Source organism: uncultured Agrobacterium sp. (assembly GCF_913777885.1).
Taxonomy (GTDB): Bacteria; Pseudomonadota; Alphaproteobacteria; order Rhizobiales; family Rhizobiaceae; genus Agrobacterium.
On the sequence record NZ_CAJYTV010000022.1, the window covers coordinates 1 to 24,883 of the forward strand.

Sequence of the window (24,883 nt, forward strand, 5' to 3'; positions counted from 1 at the left end):
GCAAGACCGCCGAACTGGTCGCGGAAATCTCTGCTGCCTGCCGTGAGCAGGACATCGGTGCAAGTCAGATCAACGAAGCGATCCAGCAGCTCGACAAGGTAACGCAGCAGAACTCCGGCGCGTCCGAGGAAATGTCTGCCACTTCCGAAGAACTGGCTGCACAGGCCGAAGAGCTTCAGGCGAGCATTGCCTTCTTCAAGGTCGAGCGTGCGGATAGCTACTCTCGACAAGTAGCGGTTCGTCAGCCAGCCGCAGCGAAACGTCCTACGGCTAAGCCCGCAGTCCCTGCGCGCCAGTCTTCTGCAAACGGCAGCATCCAAGCTCAACAGTCTCGCGCCAAGGGCTTTGCCATTGACATGTCGATGGGAGGACCGGACGGAGAGGATGAGGAATTCCGGCAGGCCGTCTAATCGAAAACGATCCAGACATCGGCGATCTTTGCGGGAAATCCGTTTCTTGAGATAGACCGACACTATGGTGCCCGCATCCGACAGTTCCGGATGCGGGCACAGTAATTTCCGACCAGAACCAAGTTCGCGAACAGTAGGTCACGACGCGACAGAGCCTCATCTGACACAAAAGCGTGTCGCGATCTTTCAAGCCCGTTCGGCACACTTTATATCGGTGTTCTGCTGAATGTCGTTTTTTGAAAAACCGCTGCACACACTTGCTTGGAAAATGCTTTAATCCTGCGCGGTTGGGCGAACGACGATACTGCCGATTTCGACATCCTTAGGCTGGTCGATGGCGAAGGCAATGGCCCGCGCGATAGCATCCGGTGAGATCGCCAACCGTTTCTTCTGTTGGTTGATCATTGCTTTTACGTCCGGATCGGTAATCGATGAATCGGTGAAGCTCGTATCGATGAACCCAGGAGATACTTCTGTAACCCTCAGTCTAGCGCCGGACTCTTGCCTTAGCGCTTCGGTCGCGGTGCGCAGTGCGTTTTTGGTCGCGGCATAAACGCCCATGGTCGGCACGATCTTCAGGCCTGCGGTGGATATCACGTTGATCACGTGGCCTGTTCCTTGCTGTGCGAACACCGGAAGCGCAGCAGCAATGCCATAGAGAGCACCTCTGAGATTTACGTCGATCATCGCGTCCCAATCCTCCACGCGCAACGCATCGAAGCGCGAGATCGGGCCAATACCGGCATTGTTGACGAGTACGTCGACCCTGTCGAAACGCTTGCAACCGAGACTGATGAGTGACTGAAGATCAGACCGCCTCGTCACATCTGTGACGCACAGGGCCACTTCACCCCCACCTTTTTCGATCTCCTGAGCAACCTGCACCAGTTCTGTCTCATTGCGCGCCCCGATCACCACGCGGGCGCCGCATAAAGCAAGATGAAGCGCCGTTGCACGTCCTATGCCGCGTCCAGCGCCGGTAATGGCGACGACTTTGCCTTTGATAGTCATAAGCTTCTCCTCTGGTTTCAATACCGCGAGAATAAAGTGGCACTTACGGTCTATCTATGCTTGATAGGCCTGTACTTTGTCGCAATCGGCCAAAATCGAAATGAAAGATCCTTTTTCTGAAGTCCTATCGGTTTTGGAAACACAGAGCGTGCGCGGCACCAGTCTAGAGGCAGGTGGCACTTGGTCCTTATCGTTTGATGGAAGGCTGCGCTTAAAATTCATCGCCGTCCTGACCGGGCAATGCTGGCTCATCTTGGCTGATCGTGATCCTGAACCTCTGATTGAAGGAGATGTGATCCTGCTCAGCAACACCTCCTACACGGTGGCAAGCCATCCAAATATTGAACCTTGCGATGGCATGACGCTCTATGCTCCTTCCGGCCACAACACGGTGCGTTTGGGAGATCGTATTGAGACAATGCTGATGGGTGGCGGCAGCGGGTTTGCCAGTGTTAACGCTTCATTCCTCCTCGATGCGCTGCCAACGTTTCTGCGGGTCGATCCGTGTTCAGCGAGCGCTCACTCGATCGCGCGGACCCTCTCCGCTCTCAAAGAGGAATCGGATGCTGACAAAGTTGGCGGGAGCTTGGTAGCGGAGAGGTTGGCGGAAATCCTCATCGTGGAGGCCATCCGCTCCTACATTTCCACCGACCCCAATGAGAATATCGGCTGGATAGCCGCGCTTGCCGATGCCCGAATAGCAAGGGCGATGAGGCTTATGCATAATGATGTCGCCCGCCGATGGACGATCGACTCCCTAGCAAGGGAAATCGGCATGTCTCGCTCGTCTCTCACGCTTCGCTTTTCACAACGCGTCGGACGCGCTCCGATGGACTATCTAACACGATGGCGGATGATCTTGGCAGAGCGGCAACTGGCGAGGGGAAGCAGCATCTCAGATGTCGCGCTTTCTGTTGGCTATACGTCGCAAAGCGCTTTCACCCATGCGTTCAAGCGCGTGATGGGACGCACGCCAAGAGGGCGATAGAGACTGCAGCTCTCCGGACTCACGGCGGCGTCATGGGAATGAGGCGATCAGTCTAACGGCGGCTCGTTTATTTGCAGGTAAAGCGTATCACGTAAAACCGTACAGAGGTTCCGCAATAATCAAGTGCAACGAACAGAAAGAGCGTGAGGGGCCGATCCGGATGATCGAGATGCGCTGGCGGTCTTTCATCGAGGCAGTGACAATGCCGATCAGACCTTTAGCGCGGAAGGCAGGGGGTTTCGCTTTTGCAGGCGAAGTCACTCATGACGGAGGTTAAGTTGAAGACAATCTTGCTGATCGCGGGGGCGCTGCTTTTGTGCCTGACCTTCGTCTGGTTCTTCTTTTTTGTCCCGCTTGGGTGCGGTATGAACCCGACAGGTTGTAAAGAACAGTTTCCCGTCTTCAGCGCAATCGGCCTCCTGCACCTATGGCTGCCGCTCGCGGTCGCGTCCCTTCTCATCATTGTGGGACTTCGCCGCTGAAATTGGGCGTTAGAGCCTGATGCGATGACGTCAAGGCGAAGACGGTCGCAACGGGTGTATCATCCCTGAGCGTCGCGCTTGCGCTCGATTGCGTCCCACAGCAAGCTCGCGACATCGGCGCCGCCGAACTTCTTAACTTCGCGAATGCCGGTGGGAGACGTGACGTTGATTTCCGTCATGTAAGTGCCAATGACATCGATGCCAACGAAGAGGAAGCCGCGTTCGCGCAGCGCTGGGCCAATACGCTCGCAGATTTCCTTTTCGCGGGCCGTCAGTTCCGTCGGCTCCGGGCGTCCGCCGGCATGCATGTTGGAGCGTGCGTCGTTTTCTGCAGGCACTCGATTGATCGCCCCCACCGGTTCGCCATCCACCAGCAGAATGCGCTTGTCGCCCTTGCGCACATCCGGCAGATATTGCTGGGCGATATAGGGCTCACGGAACATCTGGCCGAACATTTCCAGAAGCGATGAGAAGTTGCGGTCGTCACGTGTGGAATGAAACACCCCTGCCCCACCGTTTCCATACAGAGGCTTGAGGATGATATCGCCCATTTCCTGACGGAAGCGAGCAATTTCGCCAATGTCCTTGGTGATCAGCGTTGCCGGCATCAGATCCGCAAATTCCGTCACGAAGATCTTTTCAGGCGAATTGCGCACCCAGGCCGGATCGTTCACCACCAGCGTCTTGGGGTGGATGCGCTCCAAGAGATGCGTGGAGGTAATATAGGCCATGTCGAATGGCGGGTCCTGGCGCAGGTGAATGACATCCATGGTCGACAGATCCACCCGCTCTGGCTCGGAGAGCGAATAGTGGTCGCCGTTGATGTCACGCAGCTCCATCTGCTCGACTGTCGCGTAGATCTTTCCATCCCGCATTGAGAGGCGATCAGGCGTATAATGGAACAGACGATATCCACGGGCTTGGGCTTCAAGGCTGATCGCGAAAGTCGAATCCCCAGCAATATTGATGCCGGAAACATGATCCATCTGGATCGCAACATTCTTGATCTTCGCCATAAGCCGTTCCTTTTCAAAAGCCAGTCTGATGTAGGACAGAGCTCCTTCAAAGGCAACCAGCGCGTTGAGAGCGATCTGCGAGTTTTATTCACATGCCTCAGCGGGCAAGGAGAGGCTAACATAGCCTGCTCGCCTCAAGTATCAGTCCATCATCTGTCGGGCGTAATTATGGACCGCGACGAACGCAGCCTCAGCGCCAGAAACGACGCGACGTTCCTCATCTCCCGTCAACGAGATATCATCGAGCGCTGCGGTGAATGTGCGCCAGTGGAGCCCTCTGCCTTCGGGGGCACCGGCAAGATGGCGCGCGCCGAACGCCTCGCCAAGACCAAGTTTGGCCGCATCCTTCAACAGGAAAGCGGCACCGAGATTGGATCCCTCAACCACATACAGCCATCCCATCGCTTCCGGCAGATCAAACATATCGTCATCGAGACGAAAACGGTCGCTGCCTTTGCCAGGAACCTCAAGCCCCAGATCCTGCAAGTCCTGCTCGATCAGTCCGATGCGGCGGCGACCCCTTAGGTCCGGCAACAGTTCATCAAGCGTCCGATTGAAGAACAGCGCATCGAGATCCTTGTGAAAGAGATACTGTGTCTTGACGAATTTTCCGAAATTCTCGCGGCTCTCGAATGGCTTTGCCGTCATGATAAAGCTGTCCAGCGCGCCATGTGCATCCCGGGTTGCAGCCTTCAAACGCTTCGTACGGCTGGCTTCGATCTCAGTGCCATGCATGGCGGGGCTCGCGCTATTCATTGTCTCAGGTCGTCCTGTCTATCGGCTTGTGCGTTCATCAGTGCGCCATCACATAAAAATCTTTCCTCTCAAGGTCAAATTTAAATGTCGTAGATTCATGGGCAAAAAATGCTCTTGGATCTCAGCTTGTTGAAGAGATCAGGAACGCCAGCTCGTGCAAAGTCAAGTTGGAGGCTCACCATAGCGAGCTGAACAGGTGTCGAATCGTCCGTCTAGAGCCTTACGCTCCACTGGAATGGCCTCTTTCCGACACTGCAACCGGACACCTTCCAAGAAGATACTTCTTCAGCAAAAGACCACCAGAATACGCGCTTTTACCACATCATGGTGGTCGAGAGCATCCAAAGGCGCAATATCAGAATTCGGTCCATTCAGCTTTCAGCGCGGCGTTGCCTTGGGTGGCGAACTTCGGCGCCGTGCGGGCAGCAGATGGCTTTGACGCGACGGACCTTGAATAGGAGTGACTTGCAGCCGGGCGGTAGTCGAAACGAAACTGCCCGAGCAATGCGAAGAGTGCCTTCGCCTCTTCAGCCAGTCCGTGGCTGGCGGCTGTCTGCTCTTCCACCATGGCGGCATTCTGCTGCGTGCTTTGGTCAACGAGATTGATGGCGCGGTTTATATCATTGAGTGCCGTCGACTGCTCGCGGGCGGACTCGATAATGGCGCCGATATCCTCGTTGATGTGCTGAACATCACCCGCAATATGCTGAAGCGCTTCGCCCGCCTTGCTGACCAGCGTCACGCCATTGGCAACCTGTCCTCCGGACGCGGTGATCAGCGTCTTGATTTCTTTTGCCGCAGAGGCCGAACGTTGGGCCAGTTCTCTGACTTCCTGGGCGACGACGGCAAAGCCTTTTCCGGCTTCGCCAGCACGTGCCGCTTCCACACCCGCATTCAGCGCCAGCAAATTGGTCTGGAAGGCGATCTCATCGATCACCCCGATTATGTTGGAGATTTCACTCGAGGACTGATTGATCTTGTCCATCGCCACGATGGCCTCGTTTACGATCTCGCCCGAACGGTCGGCCTGGTTTTTCGCGCGTCCGACCAATTGACCGGATTCTTCGGCTCTATGGCTGGAATCCTTCACCGTCGTTGTAATCTCTTCAAGCGCAGCGGCGGTCTCCTCGACGGAAGCCGCCTGCTGCTCTGTGCGTTTCGCCAGTTCGTCGGCGGATGTACGTATCTGATGGGCTCCCGCAGCGATAGTCTCGGCATTGTTGCGCACGGTTGCCATGGCATCGCGCAGCTTTGCCGAAGCAGCATTGAAGTCGCAGCGCAGCCTATCGAGCGCTGTGATGAAGGGTTTGTCGATGGTCTGGGACAGATCGCCTTCTGCGAGGCTTGTCAGCGAATTGGCCAGTCGTTCAACGTTTTCGACGCGATCGGTCACATCCGTTGCAAATTTGACGACCTTGAGAACCCGGCCCTTAAAATCGAAGACAGGATTGTAGGAGGCCTGGATATGGACCGTACGACCGCCCTTGCCCACTCTCATGAACTCGCCGGCGACAAATTCTCCCGCGTTCAGCCTGCGCCACATATCGGCATATTCCGGGGTCGCGGCAAAAGCAGCGTCGACGAACATACTGTGTTTTCTGCCGATGATTTCCGAAGCTGTGTAGCCCAACGCCTGCAGAAAATTCTGGTTGGCAGCAAGGATCGTACCGTTCATGTCGAACTCGATGACCGCCTGGGCTCTGGATATGGCGTCGATCTTTGCTCCGGTATCGATCGCCTGCATCTTGGTTTGAGTGATATCATTCGCGAATTTGATGATTTTCAATACCTTACCCGCGCTGTTCTTGACCGGGTTGTAGTTGCCGCGAATAAAGATTTCGGCGCCATTCTTAGCGAGCCGGGTGAATTCGCTGCACACGAATTCTCCGCCTTTGAGTTTATTCCAGAACTCGGCGTAATCTGCGGACCGTGCATAATCCTCGTCGAGAAACAATCGGTGGTGCTTTCCGAGAAGTTCTGCCTCGGAGTATCCCATCAAGTCGCAGAAATTCTTGTTGGCCTTGAGAATATTTCCTTCTACGTCAAACTCGATGACCGCAAAGGAGAGATCCAGCGCATCCATGACTTTGGCAGCATAAGAATTGAAGAAGAATGACATGAGGTGATTTCCCAAAATGCGGTTTGGATCATCCTCTCATGTCGAAGTTAATAAAGTAGGAAAGACAATAGATTAAGAAGTTAATCTGGTTTCGCCTCTAAGTCGAAATATATGTTTCGTTAGCTTCGATCCCCGGTTGCAGTAACCCCCAAAGAAGGCGTAGATCGACCATTGATTTAAGCGGTTTTTTGTGGTTGTCGCAGACCTTATTTTCACAACCCGATTGATGCTTTCTTGTAAGACGCTTGCAAGTTTGCGCCTACCACCTTTTGTCAGACATCGATTAGCGCAATGCCGAGATCTGGCTTCTTCCGTCGGCGCAGCGCCACCGCGCTTTCTCGAATTATGACTTCCATCGTGGGATGAACGATGCCGCTGATGAAATGGCCGCCCTTGGTTGAACCATCTGAGAAGCCGAGAACCGCGTGCATATGAACACTTGCTTGTCCTTCATCATCAATGGCTACATCTCCGATAGCGCTCAAAACTTCCGACTGTGTCTCAACTGGAATGTCGATGTAACTTTTTCGACTGAAATCGAAAAAGCCGAGATTTGCCTGCCGAAATGCACCAATTGCGGTGAGCGACGCACCTGTGATGTTGTTCTCCTCGCAGAACCGCGTGATCGATGCGAAAGCCTCCTCTCCGTCATCTAGGACCAGAACGAAGTTTCGCTCGCTCCAGGGATCGCTCCTGCCAAGTTCCTTGCTTCGCATCGAACATACCTCGTTGACTTATACCATTCGTCAGCAGAACAAATGATCCGCTTTGGGGTTCCCGTGTGAGGAACGATGTCTCGCTCAAGCTCGTTGTTGGATCATCGATTAGAGGAGGGCCGAATGGCACATATCGAAGACGACACCACCAAGGTTTGGGATCTGGCCGAGAAAATTGGCTTTTGCATGCTGACCACCCAGACAGGTTCAGATCTGCGCGCCCGCCCAATGGCGGCTCAGGTCGAGCGCCTGGAAAACGCATTTTATTTCCTCACCGATGTCGCAAGTCACAAGGATGATGAGATCGCGCGTTACCCGAACGTGTGCCTTGCCTTTGCCGACTCGAAGGGTCAAAAGTACGTTTCAGTATCCGGCACCGCAGAGGTTCAGAACGACCGAGAACGTATTCGAGACCTGTTTTCCACACCGGCCAAAGCCTGGTGGGACAGCGCCGAAGACCCGTCGATCCGAATCTTGAAGGTCTCTCCCTCCGCTGCCGAATACTGGGATAGCCCAGGTACAGTAATCAGCTACATCAAGATGGCCGCGGCGGCGGTCAGCAACACTCGGCCTGATATGGGCGAGAACGCCAAGGTCAAAATGTAACAGATACTGTGGCCAGCTCAACGGCTGGCCATTTTCGTATTCAGGTCTGAATACACTCTCACGCTGGCACGACCTGCATTTGAAGACTGGTTCGCGGTCGTAGCGTCACTCGCATGATCGGTTGCGGCGTCTTATCTATTGTCCGAAACCGCAGCTTCTGGAGAATGACGGCGAGTATGATGACGGCTTCCGTCATGGCGAAGGCATTACCGATACAAACTCGTGGACCTGCGCCAAAAGGCATATAAGCATAACGGTGGCGGCTCTTGGCTGCTTCCGGCAAAAACCGGTCGGGATCGAATGTCTCAGGCTCGTTCCAGATCGACGCGTGATGATGCACGGCGTATATTGGAACGAATATGACAGTTCCCTCCGGTACGAGGAAATCACCCATCGTGAAGTCCTTCAGCGCGGTTCTTGTGATGACGGGAGCTGGCGGATACAACCTCATGGCCTCGGAAAACACCTGTTTTGTGTAGTGAAGGTCTGGAACATGATGTGCCATAACGTCACTGCCCTGCGTGACCTCTTCAATTTCGTCGATGACGCGGGCTTCACATTCCGGGTGTCTGGCCAGCAGATCGAAAGTCCAGGCAAGGCCGAGGGCAGTCGTTTCGTGCCCTGCCGTGATGAAGGTCATAAGATTGTCGATGATTTCGACGTCTGTCATCTCTCGCCCCGTCTCCGGGTCAGCTGCGGAGATCAGCATTGAGACAAGATCCTCTGATCCGGAATTGTTGAGCCTGCGTTTCTCCAGAACTGTCGTCAGGCTCGAACGCAGAAACTCGACAGCCTTCATAGCGCGCCGTCGGCCTGGATAAGGCGTCCATTGAGGAGCGCCGACAACACTCAGGGCAAAGTTCCATCCGCTTGGGCTAAGATAGTCGGTGATGCTACGCTCCACGCGCCCCACATCGATGCCATGTCCCCCGGACATCATCGTCTCTACAATGATGTCGAAGGTAGTTTTCATCATCTCATGCCCGATATCCACCGGCTGATGTGTGTGTTCGAGTAGACGATCGCGCGCGTTGCGTGCGGCACAAAGCATGGCAGGCTGAAGTTCCTTCAATGAGGAAGGTCGGAAAGCGCTCGCGACCGATTGGCGCTGCCATTTCCAGTGTGCGCCATCTGCCGTCAGCAGGCCCGTGCCGAGTGCAGGACCCAAAGCGCGGCGCACCTGATCGCCTTTCCCCAACGCATCGGCATTCGTTACCAGTGTCTCATGGATCAACGCGGGATCAGATAGATAAATCTTAACGCTTCCAGCCGTTTTCGAAAACACAAAAGGCTCCGAAAAGATCGAGGGAGGCAGTGCATCCAATGGATTGCGGATCAGTGCCAACAAGGCTTTTACCGTTGGTGTTATGGTCACCGGTGCCATTGGCTTCATGGAAAGGCTCCGTTCGCTCATCGAACTACTCCCGCTGCATGGTTTGCTTAATCCTCCATATAGGAACCAGCCATCGTCTTTCGAACACCAAGCGATAAGGTTAGGCCATCTGGTGCGTGAAGTTGGCTGTCTGTTCTTCCTTGCGAGAGACGTCCTCGATCATGATTATCCTCAGCACAGGAATGGCACTGTTGAGGATTTTCCAGCCATTCTTGATCGCAGAAGAGCCATCAGCATCGGTCGGACTGAGAAATTGCGGCTATTCTTCTTTTTGATCAGGCTTCGCAGATATCCGCCTGCCGAACTGATATGCTCCGATCTTTCCAGTATGCACGCTATGATTGTATAGGTAGCATGTGGACCAATCTCTATTTCCGCTTCCTCAAAGGCAGATTGGCTAATGGAAAGCATAGTTTTCACCACATTTGCTGCAGTTTTGAGGTCGATCCAGCTCCTCACTGCACCATTGGGGCCGTAGAGGGCTATCTCCGGGCATGCCTTCAGTACCGTCTGGAGATCATATCGGTCTTCGGCAGGGTTTGCTGTTGTGGAAGTTGGGGATGATGCCTGCCTTTGCTCTCTGCTTGGCGAAACGGCTGAGGTTTGAGCATTGGGTTTTTCCACAGCGTCACCGTTTTCAAAATAGGATTCGGATTCTGAACTCTGTATAAGCCGCTCATTTTGATAGGCATTGACGCTTGTTTTTTCGATTTCTAGCTGGTTTTCCAAAAGCTTAGCGATATCAGAGCGTATTTCGCTCAAATTCTCGAGAATAAGGGAGAGTTGTGGCGCCTTCGTTTTCCGGTCGATGGTTGATGTGATGACACGGTAGCGTCCTTGCAGGATTTCAAGCCGTTCAAAATCCACATTTTCGGACAGAAGTTCGATAAGTTTTACGATGTCTCGCCGGCATAGGCTGACCTTCTCACGAAGGCGCTGGAGTTGCAGACGCTCTTCGGCAAGAGTTTCGGCGATTTGCTCGAATTCGTCGGCACGGGTGATGAGAGGAGATAGCGAGAATCCGAAGGCATCGCTGATGCTGCCGGAGCGGCTCTTTCGAGCGTAGCGTTTTCCGTTTGGACTGTCCTTGCGCAGAATAAGTCCTGCGTCGACTAAAGCGGCAAGATGCCGTCTTAAGGTCTGTTCCGACATTCCATGTGCGCGCAAAGACAGCTGCTCATTGGAAGGAAAGACGATTAGACCGTTGTCTTCGCAGAGCTCGGTTTTTGGATAGAAGCTCAGCAATGCATTGAGGACAGCCAGCGACCTGTCCGAGATACCCAGAACTGTTCGTGCTTCACAGATTCGACGAAACAGCTTCCACTTGTCGATGGACTGCTCCGTATTGATGTTTTCAGACGCAAACTGACGTGCGAGTTGGGCATAAGTCACCCCTCGCCGCCCGAAAGGCGTCGCTATATTGGCGCTATTCATGTCTTTCACCTTCAAAAAGGCAAAAGAAAATCGCTCACCGAAAAGATTTCGATGCCAAGACTCTTGACTATGATTCGCGGAAATGAGATTCTTCGGGTGCTTAAATCAAAGAAAGGCTTCCGCGCGGCAACGTTCGGGGGCTTTTTTCTTTTGGGCCAGATGCTCCTGTTCGTGTTTCGGTTGTTGGTTTCGTTGAAGCGCAGCGGAATCCTTTAAGATTGCCTCCACGCCTTAGTTAGTGGTTTCACAGGCCGTGCCGCAGAGCCTTCACTAGACCCTGCGATAAAGCTGGTGTCACTGCTTGGAGCGATACTCCTCATACAGAGACTGCAAATGCTCTAGAACGAAGGACGCGAATTCAGGCGCTTCCCTCCGGTCAATCGAAATATCGATCTTTCGGTCCGTTTCGACGATCTTGGCAAGCTTTTGTCCGCTTCTCGATGCCATGACGCCGCTACGCTTGGGTTCGACCTTTGGTTTGAGATGCTCCAACAGAGCTTTGAAACGTTCTTCCGAAGCGAGATTTTCGACGCGACTGTCATCAAGGAACGACCGTGCGGTCTCATTCACGTGCGAGGACGTCAACTGATCGGCAAGATCCATCCAGTTTCTCCGGCCGACACCGGGGGCTGGGCCGATCTTGTCGACAATGTCATCGGGGATCCGTCCAACGACGGACAACATGTTGGAAAGGTCGCTCTTGTAAAGAGACATCGCCGCCATGATCGTATCGCGCGAAAATCGCAGCTGCAGTTTTTGTGCGAAACGTGCTTTTTCGATGTAGCTTAGATCGCGCCGTTCGTTGTTTTCCTGACCCTGCGCGACGACGAGTTGTTCATCTGTCAACTCACGCACGACAGCGCGAACCGGAATGCCGATCTCGGCGACGGCGCGAAGACGGCGGTGTCCGAAAGCAACTTGGTAGCGACCAGGCGTTTCAGGGTGGGGACGAACGAGGATAGGAACCTGTTGCCCCTGCTCTCGGATCGCCTCGACTAACCCCACATCGGCTTCCCGAGAGGCAGGCATGCGATCTGGTATGAAGGAAGGATCGATATCGGCTGGATCGAGCGCTACGATTGCCAGGCCTTCAGCCAGCTTCTTCTCAATTTCTTCGGCACGCTTGCTGCGTTCGGAAACCTCGCTCAGAGACTGCCCGATCATTCCCACCGGAGAATTGACGGTGTCCTTTACGAGGTCAGGTGAACCGAGAATAGGCCGAATGCGCGGACGCGGACGTTCGGCGGCGGCTTCGTTGTTATCGGCATTATTGCCGCCGAGATTGGCGAAGATTTGCTTTCTGCTCATGCGGTTCTACCCCACGCTTTTTTTATCAGGCCTTCAATTTCAGCGTTCACATTGGTCATTGCTTCCAGTGCCCGATCGTAGGTTGATCGGGTAAAGAGGGTACGTTCAACTTCGAACAGGGTTTGATTGGTCAAACCGGCGTCGGAGATAGCCGTACTCTTGAGCATCGGGTGGTTCAGAACGTTTTCACCGAATATGGAACGGAGAAACGCTACCATCTGGTTCTGTGGTCCGTCGCTCGGTTCGAACCGGGTCACGAGATAACGCATCCAATGATAATCGGAGCGCGCGCCGGCACGACCGATTTCGGACAGGAGATCGCCGGTCATGGCAAGGAACTGATTCATGGACATGACGTCCAGCATCTGAGGATGAACCGTCACCAGCACGGATGTTGCAGCAGTAAGCGCCGACAAAGTGAGATAGCCGAGCTGCGGCGGGCAGTCGATCACCACGACGTCATAGAAGTTCTGCACCTGCGCGATTGCTTGACCGATACGGGCGAAAAACAAGGTGTCGCCTGGCGCACGACGCATCAAGGCGCGCGGCGTATCGTGCTCGAACTCCATCAGTTCCAGATTGCCGGGAATGATATGCAGATCCGGAATATAGGTTCCTCTGACGATCTCTGCGACAGGGCGCTGCTCGTCATCATAGCGGATAGCACCGTATAGAGTTTCGTTAGGACCGACATCCAGTTCCGGCTGGTGACCGAACAGAGCAGACAGACTTGCTTGCGGATCGAGGTCGATTGCCAGAACGCGGTAACCGCGCAGCGCCAAGTACTGAGCCAGATGCGCCGATGTCGTGGTCTTGCCGGAGCCGCCTTTGAAATTCATGACGGCGACGACTTGCAGCGCCTCATTGTCACGACGGTGCGGGAGATAGCGTCGCGTGCCGCGCGCGCCCTGATCGAGATGTTTGCGGATTGCATGAATGTCATCGACCGAGTAGCTGCGACGACCGCCGCTCTGTGAAGCGCTGAGGTCAGGCATCTCTGCGGCGATCTGACGAAGATAGGCTTCGCCGATGCCTATGAGCTTGGCGGTTTCGGAGGGAGAAAAGGTGCGCATCGTCTTTTCAGACAGCGGCGCGAAAGTGTGAGCATTATGCGCCTGAAGCTGGGCAGACAAAGCTGCCGAATGCTGTAAGATGAGGCTCGTGAGATCGGGCGCTCTTTCAGCAGTATTTGGGTCGGCACCAGGTGTCATTTCTCTCTTTTCCGCTCGTTTGTTCAGTTGCGGTTTTTTCCGTTGAAATCGAATTTTTCCGCAACTGGGATATAAGCGCCGATTCTCTTTTGGACGCAATAGGCTTTTGTCTCGTCAAACATGAATCTTTTCAGCGGGGTAGGCGGGTCTTTTGAATCAAAAAACCAATGTTTCTTCCCATGCGGCCGGTGATTGGGAGTCACTTCGCAACGGTCCTCCATCTACGTATGGGTATCAGGTCGCAAAGCGCGGCGCTAATTCCGTGCCAGTCTGCATGTTTGCGTGCGCTCGCCGCTGCCGTTCTGCTGGATACCTTGGGTCGTTAGCCGCGGCTAACTCTAATCTGTAGAAGGAGGGAGCAGTCCTTCACTCAGAAAGGATATGAGTCTTAATTTGATTTCTGAAGTCGTATAGGTTCTTCTGTCTTAGGTAAGCAGAGGAGTCCATTATGATCTATGATGTAGCGGTTGTTGGTTCCGGGTTTTCAGCGATCAGCCTCGTGACTAATCTGTTGCAAGCTTTGCCGGATGGCGCGTCTGTTGCTGTCATTGGCGAGGATTCCAGTTTCGGTCGCGGGACCGCATATCGAACTGAGTTGCATCTCCATCGACTGAATGTGCCTGCGGCGCGCATGAGTGCATTTCCCGACCGGCCAGACGACTTCCTGGCTTGGCTGAAAAGTCGAGGACGGGATGTCGACAATCTTACCTTCGCAAGCCGTAACGATTATGGGCTTTACCTGCGAGATACGCTGGCGGCTCTCTTGCGCGATCATCGCCAGCGCGTGCGCATAGATTTCATCAAGGCAAAGGCGATGTCCTGCGTTGGGCTGAAAGGCGACGAGATCGCATTCCATCTCAATGACGGCAAAGTGCTTCCCGCATCAAGCGCGGTTCTGTGTCTTGGTGTGGGCACAGCCAGTTTACCGCGACTAACAAAAGAGGCCGATATGGCGCTCCTGCGACGAGTGGTCAGAAATCCCTGGCGTCTCAACTGGCTTTCCAAGGTTGGAGTCGATGATACGGTTTGCATCCTTGGCTCCGGGCTCACCATGATCGACCAGGTCTTATCCTTGCGCAATAAAGGACACAGAGGGAAAATCCATGTCGTTTCTCGCCGAGGCCTGGTTCCTCATGGCCACAGCATTTCCCCGGTTGCACCGATTGAGCCGGAATTGGATTCGGACGGCGAAATCAGCCAGATGCTTGCCGGCCTGCGCCGACAGATAAGGGCAGGTGCCAATTGGCGTGGCGTCATGGATGGCTTGCGACCGCATACACAAAAGCTGTGGCAGTCCATGGATGAAGAGAAAAGATCACGCTTTCTAAGGCATGCGCTGGCTTGGTGGAATGTCCATCGCCACCGCGTCGCGCCTCAGGTTCATGAGGTTTTTGCAGGCCTGCTGTCTGAAGGTGTCGTCGAGGTTCACGCGGGGTTCGTTCGAACGATAGCCAGAACCGACGATGGTACTTCGCTGACCTACCGCATGCGAGGACATAGCAAAGAGGTTTTGTGGCCATTCGACTGGCTGGTTAACTGCACCGGAATGGAGCGCGCCGGTATCGCTCATTCTCCACTGCTGCAGAGAATGCTCGAACTGGATATGATTGAAAAAGACCCGCTCGGGCTGGGAATTAAGGTTGATACCGATTCGGTTGTGCTGGCGCCTTCCAAGCAGGAACGGCGCGGCCTCTTTGCCGTCGGTGCCTTGACAGCGGGGCAGTTTTGGGAAATTACTGCTGTGCCTGACATACGAGTGCAGACCCTCAAGGTGTCTGAGAAGATCGTAGATATTGTTCAGGATAAGCGGCGAAATAGCGCTGCATATTCATCCAACCCGGCTATACGAAGTGTGGAAAGCAAAGCGTGATTTAGCTTTGGTATCGAGATTTTTCTCGTTAAAAAACAACGGGATGAATTTATTAAAATTTAGATAAAAAATGGATCTTTTGACCATCCGGGACGCGATGTCGCCCCGGATGGCAGCCATTAGCTTATATTATGCAGCGCGCTGCAATGCGTCGGCGATTGTCGAGACGATTGTGTCGATCTGTTCTTCCTCAATGATCAAAGGCGGAGATAGTGCGATGATATCTCCCGTGACACGAACGAGGAGGCCTTTCTTGAAGCAGTCGACGAAGACGTCGTAGGCGCGGGTTCCAGGAGCGCCATCGCGCGGGGTAAGCTCGATTGCTCCGACCAGACCGAGGTTGCGGATATCCATGACATGCCGCGTGCCCTTCAATCCATGCAGTGTGTCTTCCCATTTCTGAGCCAGGGATGCCGCGCGAGTGAGAAGACCTTCCTCCTCGTAAATTTCGAGCGTCGCAATGCCCGCAGCGCAAGCGACAGGATGGCCCGAATAGGTATAGCCGTGGAAAAGTTCGATCTGGTTTTCGGGGCCATGCATCAGCGCGTCATAGACATAACGCTTGGCAAAGACCGCACCCATGGGGATCGAGCCGTTGGTAATGCCCTTGGCAGTCGTTACCAGGTCAGGGACGACGCCGAAGTAATCCGTGGCAAATGGCTGCCCGAGACGGCCAAATCCGGTAATGACTTCGTCAAAGATCACCAGTATGCCATGCTTGTCGGCAATGGCGCGCAATCGCTCGAGATATCCCTTCGGGGGAAGGACCACACCAGCCGAACCGGACATAGGTTCGACGATCACTGCGGCAATGGTTTCGGCCCCATGCAGAGCGACAAGACGCTCCAGATCTTCGGCAAGTTCCAGGCCGTGCTGGGGAAGTCCCTTGCTGAAGGCATTGCGCTCGACATCGAGCGTATGACGCATATGATCTGCCGGAATTTGCGGAAAGACCCGGCGGTTGTTGACAAGACCGCCCACGGAAATACCGCCGAAGCCCACGCCGTGATAGCCCTTTTCGCGACCGATGATCCGTGTCCGAGTACCCTGTCCGATGGCACGCTGATAGGCGATGGCAATTTTCAGCGCTGTATCGACGGATTCCGATCCGGAACCGGTGAAGAAAACGCGATCCAGTTCCGCTGCGGCACCGCCTGGCGCATGGGCTGCGAGTTTTTCGGCAAACTCAAAGGCAATCGGATGACCCATCTGGAAGGTGGGCGCAAAGTCCATCGTTGAGAGCTGACGTTCGACGGCTGTTGAAATCCGCTTGCGTCCGTGTCCTGCATTGACGCACCACAAACCTGCGGTTCCATCGAGAATCCGATTGCCGTCAATATCGGTGTAGTACATGCCTTCAGCGCTTGCCAGCAGACGAGGTGACGCCTTGAACTGGCGGTTCGCCGTGAATGGCATCCAGAAATTGGAAAGGTTTGGCATGTTGGATTTGCTTTGATGGTCCATAAGGGTCCCCTTGACTTGGATGATGCATCCATCCGCGACTTTATGGCTGCAAACAAGTCCTTTTCTGATTGTCTCTAAACTATTGTTTTCGCAGGCAGGAAGGGACTATGTTTGCGCTATACCGAACATGTGAAACGCGGAGATTTCAATGAGCGTCGATATTGGCAACAGATTGCGTCATCTTCGGTCAATGCACAAGTTGTCGCAGCGGGAATTGGCGCGACGAGCAGGGGTGACGAACTCGACGATTTCTCTCATCGAGTCCAATTCGGCCAACCCGTCGGTGGGCGCCTTGAAACGGATACTGGACGGTATCCCGATCGGTCTGGCGGAGTTCTTCGCCTTCGAGCCAGACAAGCCGCGGAAGGCCTTTTATGCTGCCGAGGAACTAGTTGAGATTGGCAAAGGTCCGATTTCCTATCGGCAGATTGGCGACAACCTGTTTGGAAGGAGCCTGCAGATACTCAAAGAGTGCTACCAGCCTGGCGCCAGTACCGGCCGTGTGCCTCTGGCGCATGATGGGGAGGAGGGTGGCATCGTGCTTTCAGGCCGACTCGAGGTCACTGTGGATGACGAGCGTCGTATTCTTGGGCCGGGTGATGCCTATTATTTCGAGAGTAGACGGCCGCATATTTTTCGGTGCGTCGGGCCTGTGCCATGTGAGGTGATCAGTGCGTGTACGCCACCAAGCTTCTGACACCTTTTCCGTAACAGTTCCATAATGGCATACAGCAATTGCTTGGCCTGGATCTCTGAGTTTCAGGTTATTTTTTATGTCAGACCGTCATGGCAAGACGCTCTGGGCATTTATCCGCGATACATGATTTAGCCGGCTAATTTACCATTGTGTCTGGCGCCTTGCGATACCGTCGCGAGGCGCCAAAACTGCGATCATTTCGACTGTGGAACGATGTTGATCATCTCGTCTTCCGATGGCTGTTCAGCAGGAGCGAGATGAAGAGCTTGGTCTGCCGCGACGCGTCGCGATCGTGAAGCGGCGGGCAAGGTTATCGTCTCGCCAGTTTCGAGCGATTTCTCGACAGCGGCCAGAACACGCATATCCATCAGACCTTCTTCACCGTCGGCTTCAGGGTTTGTGTCGTTGAGAATGCAATAGGAGAAATACTGCGTCTCATTACCGAATTGGTCTACGGGCTCGAAAGTGTGTTCCTGCTCGCCATCCTCGGTGATTTCCCGATAGGCGATGCCAATAGAAGGACCGAACATATAGCAGGGTGAGGCTTCTATGGTAGATTTCGTTCCTACCAGGGTAAAATTCTCGGCCGAAGCAGTGGCATAGCTCACGGTAAACTGGGCAGTGCGCTCCTGCGGAAAGAGCAATGTGAGTGCGACAGTATCATGGAAGTTGAAGCCGCGATCGCGAGTCTTTGTCCCGACCGCGTGAACTGCGATTGGTTCGTCACCAAAAAGGTTGCGCACGGCATTAAGCGGATAGGCGCCCATATCCGGCACCGGCCCACACCAGTAACCATTGTGACCACGGGAATTCTCTTCGGCAACATTCTGCGCGAAGGTCGAGGAAAAGCTGCGTAGCTCACCGAAATCGCCCCGACCGGCCCGTGTGAAGAGCTCGACGTTTCCGGGTTCATGATGAAGACGGTATGCGATCATGAGCTTGGCACCACTTTTCTTCTGTGCCGCCAGAATTTGCTCTGCCTCTTCTATGCTCGACGCCATCGGCTTTTCCAGCAGGACGTGAATGCCGGCCTCAAGAGCGGCAACAGCGAATGGGGCGTGGAGGAAGTTCGGGGTCGCCACGTAAACCGCGTCGATATCTCCGGATCTCAACAATTCGTCATATTGCTCATAGGACCACGCCTTTATGCCGTAGAGCCCTGCAAGCTTGTCTGCTTTCACCGGATCGCCGGTGACGAGCGCTACGAGCTCTGAATTATCGGTCTGCTTGATGCCGGGCATGAATGCTTGTTGCGATATCTGGCCTCCCGCGACCACTGCGTAACGGATTTTCTGTTCTGATGTCGGCATTGCACTCTCGGAATTTTATGATGGAGGCTCAACACAGCTGAATACGGCATTGATTAACAGGGAATGCCGGAACGTGAGCAATGTTCCGACCGATCGTCATTGATGTTACGCTGGGCTCGCCTTCACGGGACATCGTTGGCCTAACCCGGATGCTCGACTTAAAATCGCGGGGCGTGTCGATGGTCGCTCAGTCGGCGTGATGTTTCCGTTGCCGATTGCGGATCCGTTGTCATTTCAAAAGGTCATGAAAGTGGATGCCGTGTTACGACAGGCATTGATCAAGCCCGCTCCTGTCTGAGCGAAAACCACATTTAGAATTATTCTAAAACCCCTTGAAGAAAGTTTTCAATCGCAGTAATTAGAACCATTCTAAAAGGATGGTCCCATGTTTCGTAGCCTCTTCTCCTCCTCCAAGCGCCCTTTTTCATCCCTCAACGAGCAGGAAATCCTAGCACTCGCCATTTCTTCCGAGGAGGACGATTCAAGAATCTACCGCTCTTATGCGGACCATCTGCGGGCCCAATATCCGCAATCCGCCAAGATTTTCGACGATATGGCCGAGGTGGAGCATGCGCATCGCAATGTCCTGATCGACATGCACAAGCAACGCTTTGGCGATGTCATTCCGCTTATCCGGCGTGAACATGTCCGTGGTTTTTACGAACGTAAACCGGACTGGCTGGTGAAGACTTTGACGGTTGAGCATGTCCGCGAGCAGGCCGAAGAGATGGAGCAGCAGGCTATCCGTTTCTACGACGAGGCTATCCGTCACGTCACGGACGCGCAGACGCGAAAGCTCCTTGGCGATCTGGCCGAGGCTGAGCGGGGGCATGAGGACATTGCCAGTATGCTCGGAGAAAAGCATCTGCCGGAAGATGCACGTGCGGACGAAGAGGAAACCGCCAAGCGACAGTTCCTGCTGACCTATGTGCAACCGGGTCTTGCGGGCCTGATGGACGGTTCGGTTTCGACGCTTGCGCCAATCTTCGCCGCAGCTTTTGCCACGCAGGATACATGGCAGACGTTTCTGATCGGCCTGTCCGCGTCCGTCGGTGCTGGCATCTCCATGGGCTTTACGGAGGCGGCGCATGATGATGGCAAGCTTTCGGGGCGCGGATCGCCGTTAAAGCGCGGCCTCGCATCCGGCATCATGACCGCTGTCGGCGGTCTCGGTCACGCGCTTCCCTACCTCATTCCGCATTTTTGGACCGCAACCGCGATTGCCGCCGTCGTTGTGTTCATTGAATTGTGGGCAATCGCCTTCATCCAGAACAGGTTCATGGAAACCCCTTTCTTGCGCGCCGTGTTTCAGGTGGTCCTTGGTGGCTCTCTGGTCTTGGCGGCTGGCATTATCATCGGCCACGGGTGACGTTCATCCGAGAGGAAGCAGCCGGCGTTTGACCGGCTGCAACTTTACGATCGACGTGTTGGTCTCCGCCTTATCGGCGATCCGGTCGAGGATCGTGTCCAACTCTTCGATAGACCGGACGTGCAGACGCGCAATAAAGCAATCATCGCCCGTCACCTTGTCACATTCGGAAATCTCAGGGATTTGCTCGATGAGTTGCTGAACAACATGCAGCTTTCCGGGTAACGGGCGGACACGAATGATGGCTTGAAGCGTGAACCCGATACTCTCCGGGTCGACTTCCACGGTAAAGCCCCGAATAACGCCCCGCTCTTCCAGGCGTCTGATCCGGTCCGACGTGCTCGGCGCAGATAGCCCCACATTCTGCGCGAGATCCTTGACCGACATTCTCCCGTCGCGTGACAGAAGCTCAAGAATGCGCTTATCGACATCATCGAGCACTGGATTTTCCTTTCAAAGCTCGGGTCGCCAAAAACCTTCTTTTGATAGGACATATCCAGGTTTTGCCTCTTAAGAATAGAGGCAATATCTGATCGGGTCCATTAAAATCCTCGCATGGCAATGAGGGGCTCACAATGACTGAAAAGATGCGCGGCGTTCTTGAGATGGCAAGCGCGATGGTGATTTCGGGAACGATCGGGTTATTCGTGGTCTTGTCCGGTCAGCCCGTTACAAGCGTCGTGTTTTGGCGCTGCGTGTTCGGCGCGGCGGTCCTGCTGCCGATTTGTGCGGGGATGGGATTTCTTCGGCTTGGCCTCATATCACGTCGGCAAGCTGGTCTGGCAGTGCTCGGTGGTGTCGCGATTGTCACGAACTGGCTGCTTTTGTTCGCCGCCTATCCACGCGCATCGATTTCGATCGCGACCGCGGTCTACAACACTCAGCCCTTTATGCTGGTTGCCTTGGGCGCACTCGTTCTCTCTGAGAAGTTGACGCTCAATAAACTGCTGTGGCTCGTCATTTCGTTTCTCGGCACACTTGCGATTATCTATGCGAAGCCCGGTGCGGGATATTCCGGCGAAAACTATGTCGCGGGAATCGCGCTTGCCCTTGCAGCGGCGTTCTTCTACGCCGTGGCCGCCATCATCGCCAAGACGCTGAAAGGCGTTCCGCCGCAATTGATCGCGCTCATTCAGGTGGCAACCGGTATTTTTCTCCTCCTGCCATTTTCGGCACATGGGCCTCGCATCGAGGCGCAAGCATGGACAATTTTGCTGACGCTGGGCGTCGTTCATACCGGGCTGATGTATATTCTGCTCTACGGCGCAATCCAGAAATTGCCGACCAACCTGACCGGCTCCCTGTCCTTCATATACCCGGTGGCGGCGATCATCATCGATCGTATCGCCTTTGGGCATCATCTGCAGCTATTACAGATCGTCGGTGTGGTCGCCATTCTTGTGGCCGCTGCTGGTTCGACATTGGGCTGGTCAGCCGTGCCGCATCTCAAAGCAAAACGCGACGCCTCAGAGAAGACATCGCGTTCTATGCGTCAATGATCGTGCTTTCAGGTTTTTGTCGATGCGATCTCTTTAGCGCAGTGCGCCGACAAGAACATCGCGCCCATCTTCGATCGAAACCCAGCGACCCGTGTTGAAGGAGGCCTGGCGCTTCAGATAGGTGTAATTGGTGTCCGTCCAAAGCTTCACCTCATTCGACAGATTGTCGAGAATGAAGTCGCCATTGTTGGTTCGAACGGTCAACACTGCATGACCTTCACCATCCGGCTTGCGAACCACGGTGATCAGAAGGTCGGAAACGGCAAAGCCCTTTTCGATCAGCTTCTTGCGCTTGAGAAGTACAAAATCTTCGCAGTCGCCCGCGGTCTTGGGATATTCCCAATACTCGTCCTTGCCATAGACTTCCTGGTCGGTCATGGCGACGATGGTGGTGTTCACCTCGGTATTGATATCACGAATGACGGTCCAGCCATATTCGGTGACGCGCGGTGGCGGTGTGAGTTTGCTGCGAATGTCGCACTCCGCTGCGTATCTCTGGCAGAACTCATAATGACCAATGGGCTGGGACGTAATGCCACCCGTTACCATGGCAGGGCTGCCCTTGTTCTCGGCCTGCACCGAGGCAGCAGAAAGTAGTCCGGCCGCAACTGCAAAAAGCAGCGCCCGTGCCTGCGATGCATTCATCATCAAACCCGTCCCTTGAAGTCTTAATAAAGTGTTAAGAGAGATCAGGGGTAAGTGTCAATTGGGAGCAGGGCTTCCATGAATGCAAGATGAATAATATGGTTAAGAGCGTTGCCGAAATGCTCACGGCGCAGTCCCGAGAACCGACATCGCTCTTCGGAAAGAGCGGGCGTCGGTCCAAACCCGTGGAGCGGCTGTGGGCCTTTGGGGCGCTCGGCGCCCTAGGCTACAAGGCTTTTGACCGCCGCGAGCATCCGCTCGATATCCTGAGGCCGAGACAGCCTGTGGTCGCCGTCGCGGATAAGGCTGAGCACAACATCATCTGCGGGAAGGTGCTCCATCAGCCGCAGCGCATGTTGATACGGCACGTCTTCGTCGCGCATGCCTTGAAGAATGTGGACTGGGCAACCCGTATCGATCACGCCCTTCAAAACCAGATTGTTGCGACCATCCGTCATCAGATCGCGCGTGAAGATGTTGGGCTCGGAGCTGTATTCCGATGGCTCCTCGAAGTAACCGTTTTCGATAAGCGATGCCTTTTCAGCCTCGGTCAAGTTTGGCTCTATCAGTTCAGCGGTGAAATCCGGTGCGGGAGCGATGAGGACGAGGCCTGCCACCTTCGGTCCATCCTGGCGCTTGCGCAACTCTTCGATCAGGCGCAGCGCAATCCATCCGCCCATGGACGAGCCGATGAGAATGACGCTTTCGGGTGCCTTATCATTGAGAACGGCAAGCGATTCCTCCAGCCAACGGGAAATAGTGCCCTTTTTGAAGTCGCCCTTCGAAACACCGTGGCCCGAATAATCGAAGCGGATACAGGCAAGCTGCTCCTGCTCGGCAAAGCGATCGAGCTCGACGGCTTTTGTACCGGTCATGTCGGAGCGATAGCCACCCAGCCAGACGAGGGCAGGGCGGTGATCCGACTTTGACGCCGACCGGGACACGATCGCAATTTCGCGTGCGGCGTCGCCATGGCCAACGACAATATAGTGTGGGGCTTGGTGTGCGTCGGTCATCTCAATCTCCTGTCGTTTCTTTCTCCCCTGTAGAACAGATTCGTAAAAACCACGAGAGGAGGTGATTTTTTTGCAAAGGCATGCTATTGACTTCGCGGCGGCATTCACGACATTTCCGCCATTTGCACCGACAAGCTGTTTTTGCCGACGCGATCCCGAAACAGATCAGGAGAATACGACCATTCGCAGACCGTTCAAAGCCGATGCCCCCGTCAAGGAAGGCCCGCGCTCAAACAGGGAAATTCGAATTCCCAAAATTCAGCTGATTGATGAAGAAGGCCAGAACCTCGGCGTGATGCCGACGGATCAGGCGTTGAAGATGGCGGAAGAGGCCGGTCTTGATCTTGTCGAGATTTCGCCGAACGCCGAACCGCCTGTATGCAAGATTCTCGATCTCGGTAAGCTGAAATATTCGACCCAGAAGAAAGCGGCCGAAGCGCGTAAGAAGCAAAAGATCGTCGAGGTCAAGGAAATCAAGATGCGTCCGAACATCGACACCCATGACTATGAGGTGAAGATGAAGGCGATCAGCCGTTTCTTTGAAGAAGGCGACAAGGTTAAGGTAACGCTGAAATTCCGTGGCCGCGAAATGGCCCACCAAGAACTCGGCATGAAGCTGCTTCAGCAGGTCAAGGAAGACACCGTGGCAATTGCCAAGGTGGAAGCTGAGCCGAAGCTCGAAGGCCGCCAGATGATGATGGTGCTTGCACCGAAGTAATGCCTGGGCGCGCTGGTATCGAAGCTGGCGTTTTCCACCCTTGCAGGGGAAGTTCTGCTTCCCCGTTGCGCTTTTTCATAACTGCGGTTATAAGCGCGCGTCCGAACGGTCCGGCAGGGCATGCCGTGGCCGTTCCTGAATAGCTTGAAGCGGGCTTCGTCTGCCTGTTTCGATACAAAATAACGGAGTAGCAAAATGCCCAAGATGAAGACGAAATCCGCTGCTAAGAAGCGGTTCAAGATCACTGGCACCGGCAAGGTTCTCGCAGCCGCCGCCGGTAAGCGCCACGGCATGATCAAGCGTTCCAACAAGTTCATTCGCGACGCGCGCGGAACCATGGTTCTGGCCGAAGCTGACGGCAAAAAGGTCGTCAAGAACTACCTGCCGAACGGTCTCTAAGACTTTTCCGCATTTTTGGACACTTTAAGGAGATCATGACATGGCACGCGTAAAACGTGGCGTAACTTCCCGCGCCAAGCACACCAAGACACTCAAGGCTGCGAAGGGCTTCTACGGCCGTCGCAAGAACACCATCCGCGCAGCAAAGGCGGCGGTTGATCGTTCCAAGCAGTACGCTTACCGCGACCGCAAGGTCAACAAGCGCAACTTCCGCGCTCTGTGGATCCAGCGTATCAATGCTGCTGTTCGCGAATTCGGCCTGACCTACGGCCGCTTCATCGACGGCCTGAACAAGGCTGGCATCGAAGTCGACCGTAAGGTTCTGTCCGACATGGCTATCCATGAGCCGGCCGCTTTCGGCGCGCTCGTCGACGCTGCGAAGAAGGCTCTTGAGTACCTCAAGGATGCCGGTACGGCCAACGAGTTTGAATCCGCTGTAAAGTAAT

Annotated in this window: 24 protein-coding genes and 1 pseudogene; 11 read left to right on the forward strand and 14 right to left on the reverse strand. The window is 54.6% G+C overall.

All coding sequences use genetic code 11. The annotated features are described in order from the left end of the window. Nucleotides 1–410 (forward strand): annotated as a pseudogene (locus QZ869_RS19725) (methyl-accepting chemotaxis protein); the annotation flags it as partial. A gap of 273 nt (nt 411–683) precedes the next feature. On the opposite strand, the gene QZ869_RS19730 reads toward QZ869_RS19725, so the two are convergent. Then, entirely contained in the window at nt 684–1,421 is a 738-nt protein-coding gene (locus tag QZ869_RS19730; protein WP_296106779.1) for an SDR family oxidoreductase, read from the reverse strand. 100 nt (nt 1,422–1,521) lie between these two features. Between QZ869_RS19730 and QZ869_RS19735 the strand changes: the two genes are divergently transcribed. Then, complete coding sequence (locus tag QZ869_RS19735; protein ID WP_296106782.1) at nt 1,522–2,409, forward strand: AraC family transcriptional regulator; 888 nt, start codon at nt 1,522–1,524, stop codon at nt 2,407–2,409. A 263-nt stretch (nt 2,410–2,672) separates the two neighbouring features. Next, nucleotides 2,673–2,891, forward strand: a complete 219-nt coding sequence (locus QZ869_RS19740) for a hypothetical protein (protein ID WP_296106784.1) — start codon at nt 2,673–2,675, stop codon at nt 2,889–2,891. 59 nt (nt 2,892–2,950) lie between these two features. Here the strand turns inward: QZ869_RS19740 and gshB are convergent, their stop codons facing one another. The 4 genes from gshB to QZ869_RS19760 form a co-directional block, all read right to left on the reverse strand. Further along, a complete protein-coding gene (gene gshB / locus QZ869_RS19745) occupies nt 2,951–3,907 on the reverse strand; it encodes a glutathione synthase (protein WP_296015475.1) in 957 nt (318 codons plus the stop codon). A 141-nt stretch (nt 3,908–4,048) separates the two neighbouring features. After that, complete coding sequence (locus QZ869_RS19750) at nt 4,049–4,663, reverse strand: biliverdin-producing heme oxygenase (RefSeq protein ID WP_296106787.1); 615 nt, start codon at nt 4,661–4,663, stop codon at nt 4,049–4,051. A 355-nt stretch (nt 4,664–5,018) separates the two neighbouring features. Continuing rightward, nucleotides 5,019–6,782 carry a PAS domain-containing methyl-accepting chemotaxis protein gene (locus QZ869_RS19755; RefSeq protein WP_296106789.1) on the reverse strand — a complete coding sequence of 588 codons (1,764 nt, stop codon included), beginning with the start codon at nt 6,780–6,782 and terminating at the stop codon, nt 5,019–5,021. A gap of 272 nt (nt 6,783–7,054) precedes the next feature. Next, complete coding sequence (locus tag QZ869_RS19760; RefSeq protein ID WP_296035465.1) at nt 7,055–7,498, reverse strand: PPC domain-containing DNA-binding protein; 444 nt, start codon at nt 7,496–7,498, stop codon at nt 7,055–7,057. Between the two features lie 123 nt (nt 7,499–7,621). Here QZ869_RS19760 and QZ869_RS19765 point away from each other — a divergent pair, with 123 nt between their 5' ends. Beyond that, nucleotides 7,622–8,104: a pyridoxamine 5'-phosphate oxidase family protein gene (locus QZ869_RS19765; RefSeq protein ID WP_296106792.1), complete on the forward strand. Its 483-nt coding sequence runs from the start codon at nt 7,622–7,624 to the stop codon at nt 8,102–8,104. A gap of 58 nt (nt 8,105–8,162) precedes the next feature. Here the strand turns inward: QZ869_RS19765 and QZ869_RS19770 are convergent, their stop codons facing one another. From QZ869_RS19770 to repA, 4 genes are all read right to left on the reverse strand, one after another. Further along, complete coding sequence (locus tag QZ869_RS19770) at nt 8,163–9,518, reverse strand: cytochrome P450 (RefSeq protein ID WP_296106793.1); 1,356 nt, start codon at nt 9,516–9,518, stop codon at nt 8,163–8,165. A 150-nt stretch (nt 9,519–9,668) separates the two neighbouring features. Continuing rightward, nucleotides 9,669–10,931, reverse strand: coding sequence for a plasmid replication protein RepC (repC, locus tag QZ869_RS19775; protein WP_296106796.1), 1,263 nt, complete (start codon nt 10,929–10,931; stop codon nt 9,669–9,671). A gap of 294 nt (nt 10,932–11,225) precedes the next feature. Then, nucleotides 11,226–12,239 carry a plasmid partitioning protein RepB gene (gene repB / locus QZ869_RS19780; protein ID WP_296015460.1) on the reverse strand — a complete coding sequence of 338 codons (1,014 nt, stop codon included), beginning with the start codon at nt 12,237–12,239 and terminating at the stop codon, nt 11,226–11,228. Beyond that, complete coding sequence (repA, locus tag QZ869_RS19785) at nt 12,236–13,450, reverse strand: plasmid partitioning protein RepA (RefSeq protein WP_296015459.1); 1,215 nt, start codon at nt 13,448–13,450, stop codon at nt 12,236–12,238. Before repA ends, repB begins: the two co-directional genes overlap by 4 nt. A gap of 448 nt (nt 13,451–13,898) precedes the next feature. On the opposite strand from repA, the gene QZ869_RS19790 reads away from it, so the two are divergent. After that, nucleotides 13,899–15,320, forward strand: coding sequence for an FAD/NAD(P)-binding protein (locus QZ869_RS19790; protein ID WP_296106799.1), 1,422 nt, complete (start codon nt 13,899–13,901; stop codon nt 15,318–15,320). 129 nt (nt 15,321–15,449) lie between these two features. Here the strand turns inward: QZ869_RS19790 and QZ869_RS19795 are convergent, their stop codons facing one another. Beyond that, nucleotides 15,450–16,784: an aspartate aminotransferase family protein gene (locus QZ869_RS19795; RefSeq protein ID WP_296035474.1), complete on the reverse strand. Its 1,335-nt coding sequence runs from the start codon at nt 16,782–16,784 to the stop codon at nt 15,450–15,452. Between the two features lie 148 nt (nt 16,785–16,932). Between QZ869_RS19795 and QZ869_RS19800 the strand changes: the two genes are divergently transcribed. Then, nucleotides 16,933–17,481, forward strand: coding sequence for a cupin domain-containing protein (locus tag QZ869_RS19800; protein ID WP_296106802.1), 549 nt, complete (start codon nt 16,933–16,935; stop codon nt 17,479–17,481). A 194-nt stretch (nt 17,482–17,675) separates the two neighbouring features. On the opposite strand, the gene QZ869_RS19805 is transcribed toward QZ869_RS19800, so the two are convergent. After that, complete coding sequence (locus tag QZ869_RS19805) at nt 17,676–18,791, reverse strand: Gfo/Idh/MocA family oxidoreductase (RefSeq protein ID WP_296106805.1); 1,116 nt, start codon at nt 18,789–18,791, stop codon at nt 17,676–17,678. Between the two features lie 385 nt (nt 18,792–19,176). Here QZ869_RS19805 and mbfA point away from each other — a divergent pair, with 385 nt between their 5' ends. Further along, complete coding sequence (mbfA, locus tag QZ869_RS19810; protein ID WP_296106807.1) at nt 19,177–20,160, forward strand: iron exporter MbfA; 984 nt, start codon at nt 19,177–19,179, stop codon at nt 20,158–20,160. A 3-nt stretch (nt 20,161–20,163) separates the two neighbouring features. Here mbfA and QZ869_RS19815 read toward each other — a convergent pair whose 3' ends face one another. Then, nucleotides 20,164–20,601 carry an Lrp/AsnC family transcriptional regulator gene (locus QZ869_RS19815; RefSeq protein ID WP_296015449.1) on the reverse strand — a complete coding sequence of 146 codons (438 nt, stop codon included), beginning with the start codon at nt 20,599–20,601 and terminating at the stop codon, nt 20,164–20,166. Between the two features lie 134 nt (nt 20,602–20,735). On the opposite strand from QZ869_RS19815, the gene QZ869_RS19820 reads away from it, so the two are divergent. Then, nucleotides 20,736–21,659, forward strand: coding sequence for a DMT family transporter (locus QZ869_RS19820; protein ID WP_296106809.1), 924 nt, complete (start codon nt 20,736–20,738; stop codon nt 21,657–21,659). 33 nt (nt 21,660–21,692) lie between these two features. Here QZ869_RS19820 and QZ869_RS19825 read toward each other — a convergent pair whose 3' ends face one another. Both QZ869_RS19825 and QZ869_RS19830 read right to left on the reverse strand, forming a co-directional pair. Further along, nucleotides 21,693–22,307, reverse strand: coding sequence for a transglutaminase-like cysteine peptidase (locus QZ869_RS19825; protein ID WP_296099830.1), 615 nt, complete (start codon nt 22,305–22,307; stop codon nt 21,693–21,695). Nucleotides 22,308–22,525: 218 nt separating this feature from the next. Then, nucleotides 22,526–23,320, reverse strand: coding sequence for an alpha/beta hydrolase (locus QZ869_RS19830; protein ID WP_296106812.1), 795 nt, complete (start codon nt 23,318–23,320; stop codon nt 22,526–22,528). Between the two features lie 181 nt (nt 23,321–23,501). On the opposite strand from QZ869_RS19830, the gene infC reads away from it, so the two are divergent. From infC to rplT, 3 genes are all read left to right on the forward strand, one after another. Beyond that, nucleotides 23,502–24,038: a translation initiation factor IF-3 gene (gene infC, locus QZ869_RS19835; RefSeq protein WP_062424525.1), complete on the forward strand. Its 537-nt coding sequence runs from the start codon at nt 23,502–23,504 to the stop codon at nt 24,036–24,038. A 195-nt stretch (nt 24,039–24,233) separates the two neighbouring features. Beyond that, nucleotides 24,234–24,437 carry a 50S ribosomal protein L35 gene (gene rpmI / locus QZ869_RS19840; protein ID WP_027674722.1) on the forward strand — a complete coding sequence of 68 codons (204 nt, stop codon included), beginning with the start codon at nt 24,234–24,236 and terminating at the stop codon, nt 24,435–24,437. 40 nt (nt 24,438–24,477) lie between these two features. Further along, on the forward strand, nt 24,478–24,882 hold the full coding sequence (gene rplT / locus QZ869_RS19845) for a 50S ribosomal protein L20 (protein ID WP_027674723.1): 405 nt from the start codon (nt 24,478–24,480) through the stop codon (nt 24,880–24,882). Nucleotide 24,883 lies beyond the last annotated feature (1 nt).

What these genes read in the sequence shown, in the direction of transcription:
- repC (WP_296106796.1), bottom strand. Translation starts at nt 10,931, where the DNA reads ATGAATAGCGCCAATATAGCGACGCCTTTCGGGCGGCGAGGGGTGACT.
- QZ869_RS19765 (WP_296106792.1), top strand. Translation starts at nt 7,622, where the DNA reads ATGGCACATATCGAAGACGACACCACCAAGGTTTGGGATCTGGCCGAG.
- QZ869_RS19770 (WP_296106793.1), bottom strand. Translation starts at nt 9,518, where the DNA reads ATGAGCGAACGGAGCCTTTCCATGAAGCCAATGGCACCGGTGACCATA.
- QZ869_RS19820 (WP_296106809.1), top strand. Translation starts at nt 20,736, where the DNA reads ATGACTGAAAAGATGCGCGGCGTTCTTGAGATGGCAAGCGCGATGGTG.
- mbfA (WP_296106807.1), top strand. Translation starts at nt 19,177, where the DNA reads ATGTTTCGTAGCCTCTTCTCCTCCTCCAAGCGCCCTTTTTCATCCCTC.
- QZ869_RS19750 (WP_296106787.1), bottom strand. Translation starts at nt 4,663, where the DNA reads ATGAATAGCGCGAGCCCCGCCATGCATGGCACTGAGATCGAAGCCAGC.
- QZ869_RS19760 (WP_296035465.1), bottom strand. Translation starts at nt 7,498, where the DNA reads ATGCGAAGCAAGGAACTTGGCAGGAGCGATCCCTGGAGCGAGCGAAAC.
- QZ869_RS19830 (WP_296106812.1), bottom strand. Translation starts at nt 23,320, where the DNA reads ATGACCGACGCACACCAAGCCCCACACTATATTGTCGTTGGCCATGGC.
- QZ869_RS19805 (WP_296106805.1), bottom strand. Translation starts at nt 18,791, where the DNA reads ATGCCGACATCAGAACAGAAAATCCGTTACGCAGTGGTCGCGGGAGGC.
- QZ869_RS19735 (WP_296106782.1), top strand. Translation starts at nt 1,522, where the DNA reads ATGAAAGATCCTTTTTCTGAAGTCCTATCGGTTTTGGAAACACAGAGC.
- QZ869_RS19825 (WP_296099830.1), bottom strand. Translation starts at nt 22,307, where the DNA reads ATGATGAATGCATCGCAGGCACGGGCGCTGCTTTTTGCAGTTGCGGCC.
- QZ869_RS19740 (WP_296106784.1), top strand. Translation starts at nt 2,673, where the DNA reads ATGACGGAGGTTAAGTTGAAGACAATCTTGCTGATCGCGGGGGCGCTG.
- QZ869_RS19795 (WP_296035474.1), bottom strand. Translation starts at nt 16,784, where the DNA reads ATGGACCATCAAAGCAAATCCAACATGCCAAACCTTTCCAATTTCTGG.
- repB (WP_296015460.1), bottom strand. Translation starts at nt 12,239, where the DNA reads ATGAGCAGAAAGCAAATCTTCGCCAATCTCGGCGGCAATAATGCCGAT.
- QZ869_RS19790 (WP_296106799.1), top strand. Translation starts at nt 13,899, where the DNA reads ATGATCTATGATGTAGCGGTTGTTGGTTCCGGGTTTTCAGCGATCAGC.
- QZ869_RS19800 (WP_296106802.1), top strand. Translation starts at nt 16,933, where the DNA reads ATGAGCGTCGATATTGGCAACAGATTGCGTCATCTTCGGTCAATGCAC.
- rpmI (WP_027674722.1), top strand. Translation starts at nt 24,234, where the DNA reads ATGCCCAAGATGAAGACGAAATCCGCTGCTAAGAAGCGGTTCAAGATC.
- rplT (WP_027674723.1), top strand. Translation starts at nt 24,478, where the DNA reads ATGGCACGCGTAAAACGTGGCGTAACTTCCCGCGCCAAGCACACCAAG.
- repA (WP_296015459.1), bottom strand. Translation starts at nt 13,450, where the DNA reads ATGACACCTGGTGCCGACCCAAATACTGCTGAAAGAGCGCCCGATCTC.
- gshB (WP_296015475.1), bottom strand. Translation starts at nt 3,907, where the DNA reads ATGGCGAAGATCAAGAATGTTGCGATCCAGATGGATCATGTTTCCGGC.
- QZ869_RS19755 (WP_296106789.1), bottom strand. Translation starts at nt 6,782, where the DNA reads ATGTCATTCTTCTTCAATTCTTATGCTGCCAAAGTCATGGATGCGCTG.
- QZ869_RS19730 (WP_296106779.1), bottom strand. Translation starts at nt 1,421, where the DNA reads ATGACTATCAAAGGCAAAGTCGTCGCCATTACCGGCGCTGGACGCGGC.